8 protein-coding genes are annotated in these 15,059 nt (G+C 63.7%); 4 read left to right on the forward strand and 4 right to left on the reverse strand.

Translation table 11 applies throughout. The features are described 5' to 3' along the window. The first annotated feature begins 439 nt into the window (after positions 1-439). From LNV28_RS08490 to LNV28_RS08505, 4 genes are all read left to right on the forward strand, one after another. Positions 440-2,377, forward strand: a complete 1,938-nt coding sequence (locus LNV28_RS08490; protein WP_263518520.1) for a GGDEF domain-containing phosphodiesterase — start codon at positions 440-442, stop codon at positions 2,375-2,377. A 359-nt stretch (positions 2,378-2,736) separates the two neighbouring features. Continuing rightward, positions 2,737-4,296 carry a methyl-accepting chemotaxis protein gene (locus LNV28_RS08495; protein WP_263518521.1) on the forward strand — a complete coding sequence of 520 codons (1,560 nt, stop codon included), beginning with the start codon at positions 2,737-2,739 and terminating at the stop codon, positions 4,294-4,296. Between the two features lie 9 nt (positions 4,297-4,305). Then, entirely contained in the window at positions 4,306-7,185 is a 2,880-nt protein-coding gene (locus tag LNV28_RS08500) for a sensor histidine kinase (protein WP_263518523.1), read from the forward strand. 673 nt (positions 7,186-7,858) lie between these two features. Continuing rightward, positions 7,859-8,245: a hypothetical protein gene (locus tag LNV28_RS08505; protein ID WP_263518524.1), complete on the forward strand. Its 387-nt coding sequence runs from the start codon at positions 7,859-7,861 to the stop codon at positions 8,243-8,245. Between the two features lie 69 nt (positions 8,246-8,314). On the opposite strand, the gene LNV28_RS08510 is transcribed toward LNV28_RS08505, so the two are convergent. From LNV28_RS08510 to LNV28_RS08525, 4 genes are read right to left on the reverse strand one after another with little or no spacing between them, the layout of a single operon-like run. After that, entirely contained in the window at positions 8,315-11,275 is a 2,961-nt protein-coding gene (locus LNV28_RS08510) for an EAL domain-containing protein (RefSeq protein WP_263518525.1), read from the reverse strand. A 1-nt stretch (position 11,276) separates the two neighbouring features. Beyond that, positions 11,277-11,936: a FecR family protein gene (locus LNV28_RS08515; RefSeq protein WP_263518526.1), complete on the reverse strand. Its 660-nt coding sequence runs from the start codon at positions 11,934-11,936 to the stop codon at positions 11,277-11,279. A 49-nt stretch (positions 11,937-11,985) separates the two neighbouring features. Continuing rightward, a complete protein-coding gene (locus LNV28_RS08520; protein WP_263518528.1) occupies positions 11,986-12,135 on the reverse strand; it encodes a hypothetical protein in 150 nt (49 codons plus the stop codon). Positions 12,136-12,186: 51 nt separating this feature from the next. After that, positions 12,187-15,012 (reverse strand): M16 family metallopeptidase, encoded by a 2,826-nt coding sequence (locus LNV28_RS08525; RefSeq protein WP_263518529.1) that lies wholly within the window; start codon positions 15,010-15,012, stop codon positions 12,187-12,189. Positions 15,013-15,059: the final 47 nt, after the last annotated feature.

Consider the following 15,059-nt stretch of genomic DNA (forward strand, 5'->3'; position numbering starts at 1 on the left):
GAGCGGCCGCCGAACCCAATGTGGCCAAGCCAAGCGAAAGTCACTGCCGACTGTCTGCCTTCAAGGGCTCCGAGTGGTTTCACCGTGTGAGTACTTTTGAAAGCAGCAAGTTTGAAGGCCGAGCGGCTGCTCCTGGCACGCTCCCGATTGCGGTGGCCGGGTGCAAGTGCCCCAGGGCGAGATCGCAACTCTGCTCGAGGCCAGTTGTCCGGGCCAGAGGCTTGCGCCCCTTAGCGCGGTTATGGTCGAATGATCCGATGTCTCGAGCCGTGCTGCTGGTACTACTGATGCTGGGCGGCGGAGCCAAGGGGCAATCCTTGACGGCTTTTGCCGACCCGATGCCCTGCCTGATCAGCAAACCAACCGATGGCCACAGCATTGTGAGGTGGGCTGCCGCCGACATATGGGCTCTGGTGAGAGCGATCGCCTGGAACTTGCGATGAAATCATCCCCGGATTCCTTAGTGGCTGACACCGCCAGTGGCCCCTCGTTACGTCGGCTCGAGCCCGCGATGAGCTTGGGCCTGAGCGATCGATTGATCGATCGGATGGTGTTGATAGCAAGCGCCGCCGCCGCAATCTCTGCTGCGGTTTTGTTTCACGCCCAGGTCTATCCAGTTTCGATGGTGGTCGACGCCTTGGCCGCGCTGCTGCTGGTCTTGCTGTGGCTTGTTCGGCATCGAATTCCTTCGGGGCGACGCCTGGCGTGTCTAGCCCTAAGTGGCATATTGGTAGCTGCGCCGGCGATTGTCTATAACCCGTACGCTCCAGACGGCTACCTGTTGGTGGCTGCGGTGATGGCCTTGTCGTTCACCAATTGGAGCGGCCCGCGTGCCTTGGCCTTACCGATAGCCTGCGTGCTGTTACTTGCGGCGATGGCGGTCGCAGTCAGCCTGGGCTGGATCCATGTGACCACGGATGCCCCTAATTTTGCCGCTCGACCGCAAGCTTGGGTCATCGTCTGCCTGACCTTGGTGGTGCTTGGAACTGCAATGGGCGGAGCGATTTTCGAGTTGAAGCACCGGCTTTTGAGTCAAATTGAACTCCTCGAGTCCGGCAATCGCAAGCTCTTCCGCTTCGCTTATCAGGACGCAGTCACGAGTTTGTGGAACGGTGAATTTCTGAGCCGGGAGCTCGAGCGGCACCGTGCCTCGGGCCAAGTGCACCATTTGATGGTGATTGAACTCACGGGGCTGCGTGAGCTGAGTGCTCTGAATGGACCGCGGCGGGTGGACCAGCTTTGGCGCGAAGGTGTCGAGCTTTTGCGCAAGAACCTCTCCGCCAAATCGTTGCTGCTTTGCCGCCTATCCGGTGATCAGCTGGCGGTGTGGTCGCCCGAGGTGAAGCCACACCGTCTGGTCGAGGCCAGCCAATCCTTCATGGCTCATGCACGGACCGAACTGTCATTAGACCGGCTGGGCATACAGTTCCATGCGGCCTTGGTGAGTTTTCCGGTGCACGGCGCCGAGCTGGACGCCTTGCGACGCAGCGCTCAGGTGGCCTTGAGGCGCGCGGTTGTTCAAGGTCCGGGTGCTTGCGTGGCCTTTGCGGACGAGATGGCGCAGCAATTGAGTGATGAACAACTGCTGAGGGATCGGGTGCGCTTGGCCTTGGATCAAAACGGTTTCTACGCCGTTTATCAGGCCAAAGTCGATCGTGAGCATCAGCAGGTCGTCGGCTTCGAAGGACTTGCGCGTATGCGTCCATTGGGTGATGAGCAGGTTCCCGGACCCGCGACTTTCATTGGCGTGCTTCATGCCGAGGGGTGGATGACCCAGTTCGGTGAGCGTATGTTGCAGCTCATCCTGCAAGACCTGCCGGCCTTGTGTGATCGCTATGGAGTCGACATTCAGGTCGCTGCCAACGTATCGCCTGCCTTGTTTCTTTCTCCTAGCTTTCCCGATCTGCTGCAGCGCCTACTGCTTGAAAGTGGCGTGAAATCCAGCAATCTCATCGTTGAGATCACCGAGGAAGTTTTCGTTGGTGATCTGCAGCGTCTGCGTCTGGCCTGCGGGGCGTTGCGGGACATGGGGGTTCAGGTCTCGCTGGACGATTTCGGCAGCGGCTTCTCCTCACTGAGCTACCTGCGCGAGGTGCACTTCGATGAGATAAAAATCGACCGTTCCTTCGTCCAGCGGATTGAGACGGATCGGCGCAGCCAACTGGTCTTGTCGACCCTGTGCGAACTCGGCCGCGACTTCGACTGTCGGGTCGTCATCGAAGGGGTAGAGACGGCGGGCCAAGTCGAAAGCATCAGCGGGCTCCAAGGCGTATTCCTGCAAGGCTTCTACTTCGCCCGGCCGCAGCCGCTGGACCAACTACTGGGGTCACTGACACTGCCAAACGCTGGCACCTTGAAAGCGACTCCGGCTGCCTGAGCAGAGATTTATCTTGAGGACCAACATAAGTTGATGAATTGGCGGGTTTGTTCCGTTGGCCCTCAGCGCAATGCAGTGCCGTCCTTCAAACCTCTTGTTTCATCGCATCAGCTTTGAGTTCCTGGTTCGGTCGAGCCCTTCGTCGGCATTGCGCTTGCATCATCGGACCGCCGCATGCGACTTGGGCTCCAGCTGTGTGAGACCTTCTTCCTCACTAATTGTCTTCCTCGAAAGAAAAACCGGCGGTATGCTGAGGCGCGCCTTTGCCGCTTTTTGGGCAACGACAGCCAATGGCTAGCGCGATTTTTCCAGGCACCAAAAACCGCACCGTCACGGCGCTGATGAGAACGGAGAAAAGCATGGGATCGGGCAGCAACATCAAAATCGGAGCCCGCCTAGGTTTGGCGTTTGGCGCGGTGTTATTGATCACGGCCTTGATTGCGGGCATTGGCGTCTGGCGGCTCGGCACGCTCAAGGCCGCAGCCAATGATTTGGCCACCATCGAGATGGACCGCAGCACTCTGGCGGCTCGCTGGACGGCCAATATCAATTTGAACTGGGTGCGTACCTCGGCCGCCTTGTTGGCCAGCGACGCCGCCTATGTCAAGTCCTTGCAGGCCGACATGGAGACCACCTCCAAGCTGATCGGTGAGACTCAAAAGCAGTTGGAGCCCTTGATTGCGGATGCCAAAGGAAAGGACTTGCTCGCCGACATCAGCAAGGCGCGAGAAAGCTACCGCGGGCCGCGCAGTGAACTGATGAAAAAGAAACTGGCAGGGGAAGACGTGGCTGAAGCGGTCAAGTCGAATTTGCAACCCTTGGCCACTTCCTATTTGGCCGCGCTCGATAGGCTGGATCAGCATATGGACGAGATGCTGAGAAAGAGTCAGGCCGACACCAATGCCGTGGCGCAGGCCGGCCAATGGATTTTGGGTCTGGGTGCCGTCTTGTCCTTGGGCCTGGGACTGCTGTTCGCCCTGGTTGCAACCAAGTCGATTACGGGCCCCATGAGCCAGGCGGTGGGTTCGGCCCAAGCAATCAGCGACGGCGACCTGACTGTGAGCATTGCCACACAGGGCAGCGACGAGTCCGCGCAGATGCTGCAAGCCCTGCTGGCCATGCGAGACAAATTGGCCCATGTCGTCGGCGAGGTCAGGGAGAACGCCGAGGGCGTCTCCACCGCCAGCGCCGAAATAGCCCAAGGCAACCACGATTTGAGCGCGCGCACGGAGATGCAGGCCAGTGCCATCCAGCAGACGGCGGCTTCGATGGAAGAGTTGGGCGCCACCGTCAAGCAAAACGCAGCGAACGCCCACCAAGCCAATCAAATGGCCGTGGCGGCATCCAAGGTGGCCATCAAAGCCGGCGATGTGGTCAACGAAGTGGTCGAGACGATGAAGGGCATCAACGACAGCTCCAAGCGCATCGCCGACATCATTACCGTGATTGACGGAATCGCCTTTCAGACCAATATCCTCGCCCTCAATGCCGCCGTCGAGGCGGCCCGGGCCGGCGAGCAAGGGCGCGGCTTCGCCGTGGTAGCGTCCGAGGTGCGCAGCCTGGCGGGGCGTTCGGCCGAGGCCGCCAAGGAGATCAAGGCCTTGATCAGCACCAGCGTCGAGCGGGTCGAACTCGGCAGCAGCCTGGTCGACCGGGCCGGTGTCACGATGACCGAGGTGGTGGCTTCGATTCAAAAAGTCACCCACATCATGGGCGAGATCAGCGCCGCCAGCAGCGAGCAAAGTTCCGGCGTGTCGCAGATCGGCGGTGCGGTGCAGAAGATGGACCGAGTGACGCAGCAGAACTCTGCCTTGGTCGAAGAGATGGCAGCGGCGGCCAGCAGTTTGCGCAACCAGGCCCAGGCATTGGTGCAGGTCATGGCGATCTTCAAGTTGGCGGACAGGCGCGCTCAACGCTAAGCTTCGTTCATGCGTACACCTTGGCTCATCAGGCCTGTTTCCGTGGCGTGGTGTGCTGGCCTGTGGGCGTACTTTCTGAAGGCTTTGCTGCTTGCTTTCTGGCTCATTTGCGCAGCCAAGGTCGGGGCGCAACCCTCCTCGCAGGCGAAGGAAATCAAGCCTCCTCAGACTGCGGCTGAGCGCGAGTCAGCATCAGCCGCAAGAGTCATGCTGCTGGTGTCCTACCACGCCGGCATGGCCTGGAGCGACGCGCAAATCGCGGGCTTGCGCAGCGAACTGCTCCGCTATGGCCGCCCGGTCAAGCTGAGCTTGGACTTTCTTGATACCAAGCACGTACAGCCATTGCCAGGCTATCTGGAAAAAGTCGAAGACCTGTTGCTGACCAAGTACGGCCTCTCGCCGCCGCGTCTTATGTTGGCCACCGACGACGATGCGCTGGACTTTGCCCTGCGCATGCGGGCACGCCATTTCCCGACTGTGCCGATCTTGTTCTCAGGAGTCTCTGGCAGTCGCCGGGCCAGTTTGCAGCAGGAGGGCAATATCAGCGGTGTGTTTGATGACACCAACGAGAGCCAAAACCTCGCCTTGATGTTGAAGTTGTTGCCACAAACCAAACGGGTCGTGATCGTGCATGACCAAAGTCGTACCAGCCTGGCTCAAGTGGCCAGCCTCGCACCTGTCTTGGCCCAACACTCCCGCTTGCAGGTCGAACATCTGACGCGGATGTCAGTGCGTGAGGTGCAGACCCGTTTGCGGGCCTTGCGCAACACCGATCTTGTGCTGGCCCTGCCTTTCAATCTTGATGCCCAGGGGCTCGTCATCAGCCATGAGGAAGCCAGCGAACTTTGGGCCAAAGCTGCAGCGGCCCCGTTGACGGTCACGCGCGACGTCAGCATGCGGCCGGACATCCTGGGGGGCTACCTGATCACCGGCCGCATGCAAGGGGAATATCTGGGCCGCTTGGCGGTGCAGGTACTGGAAGGCCGGCGCGCGGGTGATTTGCCAATGCTGGCGGCTCCGGGTGTGCCAACGTTCGAGCATCAACAACTTCGCCTCTGGGGCATTGATGAGGCGGCATTGCCCAACCATGCCATGGTGCTTCATCGCCCCGCCAACTGGTGGGCTGATCTGCGGCCCTATCTGGGCTGGTTGATCAGCCTGTTTGGCAGCTTGCTGATCATCATTGCGCTCTTGATCAACGGAATTCGGCTGCGCCACCGTTCGGAGCAGGCACTGCGTCAAAGCACTCAGAATTATCTGGCGCTTTTCAACGGCAGCAACGACGCCATCCTTGTGCGCGACGGCAAAAGCTTGGCCATCATCGATGTCAATCCGCGCTTTTGCAGTCTCTATGGCTATAGCCCTGCCGAGGCTCAGTTGCTCAGTGCGGCGCAACTCAGCGACGAAGCCAACTTTTACACCGGGGAGAAGATCACAGAGCGAATCAACAAGGCCAGAAACGAAGGTCCCCAGTTTTTTGAGTGGCGTTCGCGCCGCAGAGATGGCAGCCATTTTTGGGCCGATGTGTCGCTGACCTCGTTCAAATTGCCCGAAGGCGAACGCATCATCTCCACGGTGCGCGATATCTCCGACCGTAAACAATTGGAGACCCAAGCCCAGGCCTTCCAACATCAAGTCAAGCAGATTTATCAGAACCTGCCGGTGGCGGTATTTGCCATCGATGCAGGACATCGGGTGACCTTCTGGAATGAGCAGATGACGCGGCTGACCGGAGTTGCGGAGAAGGACATCATCGGCAGTGATGAAGTTTGGCGCGGCATCTACCCTACGGCACGGCCTTGCCTGGTTGATGCAGTGGTGGACGGCTTGGGCCTCGAGAGCCTAACGCACCTGTTTGGCGACCAACTCCGCAGCAGTGATGTGGTGCCGGGGGCATTGGAAGGGGAGGCCTCTATTCCTGCGCAAGGTGAACGGGCCGAGCTTTGGCTGCGCTTCTGCGCGGCGCCCTTGCGTGACGAACAGGGTCAAGTGATCGGAGCAATAGAAACCGTGATCGATGTGACTGCGCTCAAACGCACGCAAGCGAGCCTGCTCACGCTGAATCAACAGTTAGAGGCCCGCGTTGAAGCGCGCAGCCATGAGCTAGAACTGGCCATGGAGCAACTGCTGCAAGCCGACAAGATGGCTGCCCTGGGCAGTTTGGTCGCCGGTGTGGCTCATGAGCTGAACACGCCGCTGGGCAATTTATTGACCGTCGCCACGACGTTCGCAGACGTTAGCAAGACCTTTGGCCAAGAATTGCTCGACGGGCGCCTGCGCCGCACCGACGTGGTGGCTCGCTTGGATCAATTGCACGATGCCAGCCAACTGATCGAGCGCAATGCCAAGCGCGCGGCCAAGCTGGTGACCGACTTCAAACAAATCGCGGTGGATCAAAGTAGCACCCACCGACGCGAATTTGACTTGCGAAGCCTGGTCGATGACACCTTGTCGATGCTGAGCAGCAGCCACCTGTTGGGCCAAGTGCAAGTTGAACTCGACATTGACCCCGGCATTCATTTGCATAGCTTCCCCGGGCCGCTGGAACAGATCCTCAGCCATCTGGTGACAAACTCCGTCAAACATGGCTTTGAATCTCAGGCCGAAGGCCGCATCACCATTCAAGCTCAGGCAAAAGGCTCGGACGTCTTCATCACCTATGCCGACAATGGATGCGGCATAGCGCCGGCTGCGCTGCGACATCTTTTCGAGCCTTTTTACACGACCCGGTTTGGACAAGGCGGCAGCGGCCTGGGCCTCTACATCGTCTACAACCTGGTCACCAGCGTCTTAGGTGGCGGCATTGACGTTAGCAGCGAGCCGGGATGTGGCTGTCGTTTCGATCTGCACCTGCCACGTTATGTGGATTCGCAGCCGCCCGAAATTTAGGCCGATGTGCACATCCCCTGAATATCACGCGCCATGAAAGCGTGGATTGACAGTGTTACAGCGCCAGCAAAACTGCCGGCGGAGGCCCTGTCCATGGCTGACGCACGGTGATCTTCGCGCTCAGCGTTGTCATGATCTGGCTGCCCTTGCAGTTCTCCTGGCCTGTTCCCCTGGAGCGCCGTCGCACAAAGCTCTGGACAGGTCGGTGTTCAAGCAGGCCACATTTGACGCAGCACAGGCTCCCGTAAGCACTGAGCTGACCAACGCCAGCAAGTTCACCGTCTACGCCAGGGGCGGCCTGCGTCTCGCGTCCACTTGGTCCCACACTCCGACTTAGCTGACCAGCAGCTTCGGAAGATTGCACGGCATCCGACCCGTGGAGCTCGCAACGGCAGGTCTTGGCCATTGAGGTCGTTGGCCCACCAAAAACAAATGGACGCAGCCAGCCTCTTGATGAAGCTCAAACAGATTCCGCTTGAGCACATTGCTGCCCTGTATGACTGAAGTCCGACCTGCTCCTTTGGGCTGCCGATTCAAGCTTGAAAAAGGTCGAACGAATTGCAGAACGTATTCATGCGACAGGACACTAGGCGGTAGATGGGTCTTGATTGGCTCGCCGCCATAATCGCAATGCTTCGATGGGTCCCTCGACCAGGCAATCCAAAGGTTAGCCATGCTTGTTGATAAGAAGCTACTCGCTTTGTCAATGCTCCTGCTCACCAGTTACACGGCGATCGCACAGGAAGCTCTGCCCCTGAAGATGGAGGGCTGGTGGAGCAACAGTGGTAGCGGACACTCCAACAAAGTCGAGATCCAACTGGTCCGGATGGATTCGGTCAGCCAGGCAAGGTTGAAAGTTGTGTGGTGGCCCTACTGCCCGTGGGCCGAGACAAGCGCAGAGTTCATTGAAGGGGCCTGGGTTTTCAGCCCGAAAAGCTGTTCAAACCGTTCCGGCCCCATGGATATCACGGCGCGCCTGAAACCGGTTGAAGGCAAGAAGCGGCTGGAAGGTACTTACAACGACGATGATCAAAGAAAGGTCTATCTGACCTGGGAGTAACTGTGGCGGCAGGCTGAGAACCTGCTGATCACCGAGCTCGAAGCGGCCCGCCACTGGGGTCAGGTCCGCTCAAACGCTTGACAGCGCCGGCCGCGGCCAGCCGGGCCCGCCGATCAGGCGCTCGGCCTCGGCCGCTGGCAAGGCCTTGGCGAACAGCCAGCCCTGGGCCACCTGCACGCCCAGCTCCTGCAGCAGGCGCGCCTGTGCTTCTTCTTCCACGCCTTCGGCCAGCACCTGCTTATCCAGCGCCAAGGCCAGGCCGACGATGGTGCGGACAATCTCCTGCGCCTCGCGGCCGGCGCCCAGGCGGATCACAAAGCTGCGGTCGATCTTCAGCGTGTCAAAGGGGAAGCGGTGCAGATAGGCCAGGGAGGAGTAGCCGGTGCCGAAGTCATCGATCGAGATCTTGAAGCCCATCGCCGCCAAGGTCTGCAGCAGCTCGGCACAGCGCTGCGGCTGCGCCATGGCCATGCTCTCCGTGACTTCAAGCTTCAACTGACGCGCAGGCACCTCACCGAGGGCCAGCAAGGTGGCGCGTGCATCGGCCAGCAGCTCCTCGCCGCGCTCCAGCTGCAGGCCCGAGACATTGACGGCAATCTCGCCCTGAAAGCCGAAACCATGCCAGCGCCGCAGCTGCGCCGCCGCCTCCAGCAAGGTCCAGCGGCCGATGGCGGCGATCTGGCCGCTGGCCTCGGCCACCGGGATGAAGTCGCCCGGCATGACCATGCCGCGCTGCGGATGGGGCCAGCGGATCAAGGCCTCGAAACCGAGCAGCTGGCGTGAGGCCAGGTCCACAAAGGGTTGGTAATAGAGCTGGAACTCGCCTTCGCGCAGGGCCCGGTCGATGTGCTCGCGCATCAAGCGCCGGCTGTGCGCCAGCAGTTGCTCGGCCGGGTCAAAGGCGTGGCTGCGGCCGGTGCCCAGATCCTTGGCCTGGGCCAGCGCCGTTTCGGCCGCCACCAGCAATTCCTCGCTGCTGCTCAGGCCCTGGCCGGCCACGGCATGGCCCAGGCTGGCGCTCAAGGGTAGGCCGGCCAGCGCCGTCTGCACCGCAGATTGCAGCCCAGCTGCGGCCATACCGGCCAGACCGAAGACATCGCCGCCCAGGCGCGCCAGTCCGAGCAGACCCGGCTGGGCCTGCAAGCGCCGCGCCAGCTCCTGCAGCAAGGCGTCGCCGGCCAAGCTGCCCTGGCTTTCGTTGTAGGCACGGAATTCATCAAGCCCCAGCACCAGCACGCTCAGCTGCGCCGCGTCCGAGCCCTTGAGCACCTGGGCCAGCTGGGCACTGAACAGGCTGCGATTGGCCAGGCCGGTCAGGCGGTCATGGAGCGCGTCATGGCTGAGCTGCGCCTGCAGGCGGCGCTGTTCGCTGATGTCGGTCAGCGAACCGGCCATGCGCAGAGGCAGGCCATCGCGCAGGCCGCCCTCGCGCTGCACCAGACCGCGCGCCAGCAGCCAACGATCCTGCCCGCCCTGGCGCAGATGCAGCTCATGGCTGAACTGCAGGCTGAGACCCTGCAGATGGGCTTGCAGCTCGGTCTCAAAGGCCTGGCGGCCGGACGCGTCCAGGGCCAGGGTCCAGGCGGCCATCCCGCTGCCGGCCTCGGCCGCGCTGAGGCCCATCAAGGCCAGCCAGCGCTCGGAGTAATAGACCGTGTTTTGCTGAAGATCCCAGTCCCACAAGCCGTCATTGGCGCCCTGGCTGGCCAGGGCATAGCGCGCTTCGCTGGCCTGCAGCGCCGCCCAAGCCTGCTCGCGCCGCGCCTGCTCACGCAGGCCGCGCAAACCCAGTGCAGCCAACACCCCGAGCAAGAAGGCCAGGCCCGGAAAGGCCAGGGCCAGCCAGACCCGCTGCTGCTCGAAACCCCATTGCGCCAGCGCCAGCAGGCCCCCGACCAGCAGCAGGCTGGCCAGCAAGGCTTGCCAGAGGCGCCAGCGGCTCAGGCCCCAGGCGGCCAGGGCCGGCAGGCCCAGCATCAGGCCCAGTTCGGCCGCGCCCGCCCACTGCGGCCGCTGCAGGCTGCGCTCGCTGAGGATGTTGTCCAGCACCGTAGCCAGGCGCTCGACCCCGGGCAGGGCGCCATCAAAGGGCGAGGGGAAATGATCGCCCGAACCCAGCGCCGTGGCGCCCATCAACACAATGCGCCCAGCCAAGCGCTCGGGCGCCACCCGGCCTTCCAGAAGATCCAGAAAGCCGATGTGTTCGAAGCTGCCGCGCGGCCCGTAGTAATTGACCCATTGACGACTCAAGCCGTCGAGCGGCAGACGGAGGCCTCCAGCCAGGTCGATGCCGCGGCCGAAGTCCAGCCGCGTCTGTGCCCAATCCAGGCCACGTGCCGCGGCGGCCGCACGCAGGGCCAGCGAAGGGTAGACCTCGCCCGCCAACAACAAGGCCGGCAGGTCATGGCGCAGAGCGCCGTCGCCGTCGCGCCGGGCGGTGACATGGCCCAGGCCGGCCGCGGCCTCGGCCAGCGTGGGCAAGGGCGCTAACAGGTGCCCGGCTTGCAGCCAGGGCGGGGTCGAGTCGCCACGGTACTGCCGAAAAGCCTGAGCCAGCAACGCCGACCCGGTCCCAGCTTCGCCGGACGGTGCATCGGCTTGCGCCTCCTGCGGCAAGGCAAAGGGAATCAGCACCCGGGGCCAGGCCTTCATGATGGCGGCCAGCTGCACATCGCCCGCGGGCTCATCTCGGCTCGAATCAAGCAGGAGGAGGTCCAACACCGCCAAGCGGGCACCGGCCGCCTGCAAACGCTCCAAGGCCTGGGCCAGTTCGGCGCGGCCCGGCACCACCCGCCCCAGAGCCTGGACGGAAGCCTCATCCAACTCGACCAGCAAGATCGGTTCCCGGCTGGCCGGCTTCAGCGGGCCGCGCCACTGGGTCTGGGCATCAAGGCTCAGGCCATCGAGTCGGTGCAACAGGTCGACCCGGTCACGCGCCACCCAGAGTGCCGTGGCCAAGGCGCTGCAGAGCAAGGCCGCCAGCACAAAGCTCCAACGGCCCGGCCCCGGCAAGGCAGCGGGCGCCGCCATCTCAGAACTCGCCCAGGCGTTGGCGCAGCTCCTTCAGGCGCTGCTCGGCCCAAGGCTTGGGCTCGCTGCACTCGCCGCTGCCGTCACAGCGCGTGCCCAGGGCGGCGCGGCCCATCAGCAGGGGCGGCGGCGAGGGCCGCAGGCTGCGCGTTCTTGGCTGGCTGGACAGCGCCTCAACGGCCACCTCGCCACTCTGCACATGGACCGCCGTGGCCTGGTCGGCACCGACCTCGACCATGAATTCGGTGCCGCGCACGGCCGTCACGGCGGTTGGCGTGCGCACCTCCCAGCGGCCGCCGCCGGGCGCGATGCGCTGGCCGACCAGGCCCAGGCGCAAAAGCAGGCTGACATCGCGTTCGGCAGTGGCGCTGCGCGCCTGCAGGCGCTCCAGGCGCAGCTGGCTGCGGTCGGCCAGCAGCAGGGTCGAACCATCGACGCAGCGCAGGCGCACCCGGCCCTGGGCTCCGGTGCGCAACTCGGCGCCGGCCGCCAGACGCTCGCCCATGCGCAGGGCGCGCGGCGTGCTGCCCTCCAGCCAAGCCTCGCCGGCCACGGCCAGCACTTCACAGCCCGCTTCCTCGGCCCGCGCCGGTGACAGCGCGACCAGCGCCAGCAAAGCGGCGCAGCAGGCCAACTTGGATACATGGAAACAAATCCGCATGGAAACTCCCCAAAGCTGTTTGGAAACAATGGCAAAGGCGGAAGTGATGCTAACGCAGCGGATCGCCGAGCAAGGCATAGGGCGCCCAAATGAAGGCAAGAGGCCAGTGGCGGCCGCCCTGAGGGACGTCGGCCAGGGCCAGGGCGATCTGACGCGCCCACTCCTCCAGGCGCTGTGCGGCTCGCTGCTGGCCTGGCAAGAACTCATAGCTTGCAGCGCCATCGACGGCTTGAGACAGGGCAAGGCCCGATCAGAAATCGCCGGCGGTCGAGATCACAAAGGTCTCGCGCTTGATGTGGCGGGCCCAGGCGGCGTTGACCTGCTCCAGCGTAACGGCGCGGATCTGCGCCTCGCGCTGAGCCACGGCCGGCCAGCCCTCGCCGCGCTCGGCCAAGTGGCTGAGCGTGGCCGTCAGCTGGCCGTCGTCGGCGCGGCCTTGCAGACGGCCTTCCAACACGTCTTTCTTGGCCCGGGCCAGCTCGGCTTCGCTGACGCCGACCGTGGCCATCTTGACCAGTTCCTCGTCGATCAAGGCCAGCACCTTGTCGCGGTTCTGCGGCGCGAAGCTGCCGCCGATCGACAAGGTGGCGTCATTGCCCCAGCGCGGCACGCCGAGCGAGGCACCGACACCATAGCTCAGGCCTTCCTGCTGGCGCACGCGGCTGGCCAGGCGGCTCTCCATGCCGCCGGCGCCGAAGATCTGGCTGGCCAGGACCAGGGGGAAGTAGTCGGGGTCCAGCTCATTGAGCGGGAACTCCAGGCGCATGCGCAGAATGGCATTGGCCTTGTCTTTGGCCGGCACATCAAAGCGCGCCGGAGGAATGCTGATGTGCTTCGCTTCATAGCGCACAAAGCGCGGCGCTGCCGGCTTCTTCCAGGCACCGAACAGGGCCTCGATTCGCTCCGCCAGGCCGGCGGGCAAGGGGCCCACGGCACTGACACGTGCTTCATTGGCCGACCAGTAATCGGCGTGGAAGCTGCGCAAATCATCAAGCCGAATGGCCCGCAGCTCGGCCAGGCGCTGCGCGATGCTGAGCTGGTAATCGGGCTGGCCCTGGACCACGCCGAGGGCGAAGTTGTAATGCTCGCGCACCGCCTCCTGGCGCAGGGTCTCCAGCTCCGAGCGCGCACCCTCAAGGCGGGCGATGCCCTTCTTGACGATGCGGTCGAAGGCATCGGCCGGCACCAGCGGCTGCTGCAGCAGGCCAGCGACGATGTCCAAGGTCTCCAGCAGGCTGTCGGACTCGGCCGTGATGTTGACCACGGCGCCCTGGTCCGCGCCCGAGATCGACAGCCCGGCCTTGAGCCGGATCAGCCGGTCCTGCAGCGCCTGCTTGTCCAGGCTGCGGCTGCCTTCCAGCATCAGCTCGCTGATCAGGCCGGTGCCGCGGCGGGCAAAGGTGGCCTCGCGTTCGCCCCAGCGCAGCTGCAGCTGCAGGTGCACGCTGTTGCCGCGCGTGCGCTTGCTCAAGGTGTGCAGCTCGATGCCGCTGGGCAGGGTCTGGCTGCGCGTACGCTCGGCCAGATGCTCGGGCGTCGGGTCAAAACGCTCGCCGTCCTCGACCTTGGGCGGGCCCTTGAGCTCGGCCAGGCGCTGATCGAGCGGCGGTGCGGCAGGGATCTCCACCCGCGCTACCTCCTTGGCCGGCACATAGCGGCCCAGGGTGCGGTTGGCCGGCTGCAAGTAGGCCTTGCGCACCCGCTCGACATCGGCCAAGGTCACGCGCGGCAGGTCTTCCATCAGCTGGAACAGCAGGCGCCAGTCGCCGGCGCCAAGCAAGCCCGAGATCTGCTGGATCAAGGCCTCGGGGTTTTTCATCTGCTGGCGGTAGGAGTTCAGCGCCACCTCGCGCACGCGTTGCAGCTCGCTGTCCTCAAAGGGCTTGGCGCTGCGGCCCTCGACCAGGTCGAGCAGCAGTTTTTCAACCTTGTCGAAGTCCTCCTGTTTGGCCGGAATCGCCAGCGCCGAGATGCCACCCGGCGCCGCATTGCCAAGGCCGAACAGACCGGCGTTGATGGCCAGCTTGCTCTCGACCAGCTCCTTGTAGAGCTGGCCGCTGGGCGGCATGGACATCAAGAGGCTCAGCACCAGCAGCGGCGCCGAGTCGGCATGGGCGATCGCCGGCACATGGTAGTAGGCCAGCAGGGTCGGCTGGCCGCCGACGCGGCGCACCGTCACCGTGCGCTCGCCGTCCTGGGCCGGCTCCTCGGTGTAGAGCGCGGGCAAGGCCTGCGTTGGTCGGGCCAGGGGGCCGAACTGGCTGGCGATGCGCTTCAGCACGGCCGCCTTGTCGAAGCGCCCGGCCACCAGCACGGTGGCGTTGTCGGGCCGGTAGAAGCGCTTGTAGAAGGCTTGCAGGCGCTCGATCGGCACGTTCTCGATATCGCTCTTGGGGCCGATGGTCGAGTTGCCATAAGGGTGCCAGTCGTAGGCCACCGACTGCACGCGCTTGAACAAGACCTGCATGGGCTCGGTCTCTCCGCGCTCGAACTCATTGCGCACCACGCTCATCTCCTTGTCCAGGTCGGACTTGGCGATGAAGCTGTTGACCATGCGGTCGGCCTCCAGGCCCAGCACATAGGCCAGGGTGTCCTCGCTGGCATTGAAGGAGGCGAAGTAGTTGGTGCGATCGGCCGTGGTCGTGCCGTTGAAGCGCACGCCGCGCTCGGCGAAGGCGCCGGGAATGTCGCGGTGCGTGGGCGTGCCCTTGAAGACCAGGTGCTCCAGCAGATGGGCCATGCCGAACTCGCCCTGGCTTTCGTGGCGGCTGCCGACGCGGTAGGTGATGTTGACCGTGGTCGTGCTCTGCGCCTCGTCGGGGAAGAGCAGGATCTGCAGGCCATTGGGCAAGCGGTACTCCTCGATGCCGCCGAGCTCGCGCACGAACTCGGCGCGCGCCGGCGCGGTCACCGCAGTCATGGCAGGCGCTGCGACCGGCGCCACCGGCTTGGCCTTGCCGGGCACCGCCTTGGCCGGGCGTGCGCTGGGCGGCGCCGTGGCGGCTTGCACCGGCGCAAAGGCCAGGCTGCAGGCCAGCAGCACGAGAGAGAGTCGGAAGGGAGCGGGCAGAAACATGGTGGGGCAACCGATCAGCCAGGGGCACAAACACACGGAAGACACGC

Origin of the sequence: Paucibacter sp. DJ2R-2 (genome assembly GCF_025717675.1) — a bacterium.
Taxonomy (GTDB): domain Bacteria; phylum Pseudomonadota; class Gammaproteobacteria; order Burkholderiales; family Burkholderiaceae_C; genus Paucibacter_A.

Coding starts and splice junctions, on each gene's coding strand:
- LNV28_RS08490 (WP_263518520.1), top strand. CDS start 440: ATGAAATCATCCCCGGATTCCTTAGTGGCTGACACCGCCAGTGGCCCC.
- LNV28_RS08495 (WP_263518521.1), top strand. CDS start 2,737: ATGGGATCGGGCAGCAACATCAAAATCGGAGCCCGCCTAGGTTTGGCG.
- LNV28_RS08500 (WP_263518523.1), top strand. CDS start 4,306: ATGCGTACACCTTGGCTCATCAGGCCTGTTTCCGTGGCGTGGTGTGCT.
- LNV28_RS08505 (WP_263518524.1), top strand. CDS start 7,859: ATGCTTGTTGATAAGAAGCTACTCGCTTTGTCAATGCTCCTGCTCACC.
- LNV28_RS08510 (WP_263518525.1), bottom strand. CDS start 11,275: ATGGCGGCGCCCGCTGCCTTGCCGGGGCCGGGCCGTTGGAGCTTTGTG.
- LNV28_RS08515 (WP_263518526.1), bottom strand. CDS start 11,936: ATGCGGATTTGTTTCCATGTATCCAAGTTGGCCTGCTGCGCCGCTTTG.
- LNV28_RS08525 (WP_263518529.1), bottom strand. CDS start 15,012: ATGTTTCTGCCCGCTCCCTTCCGACTCTCTCTCGTGCTGCTGGCCTGC.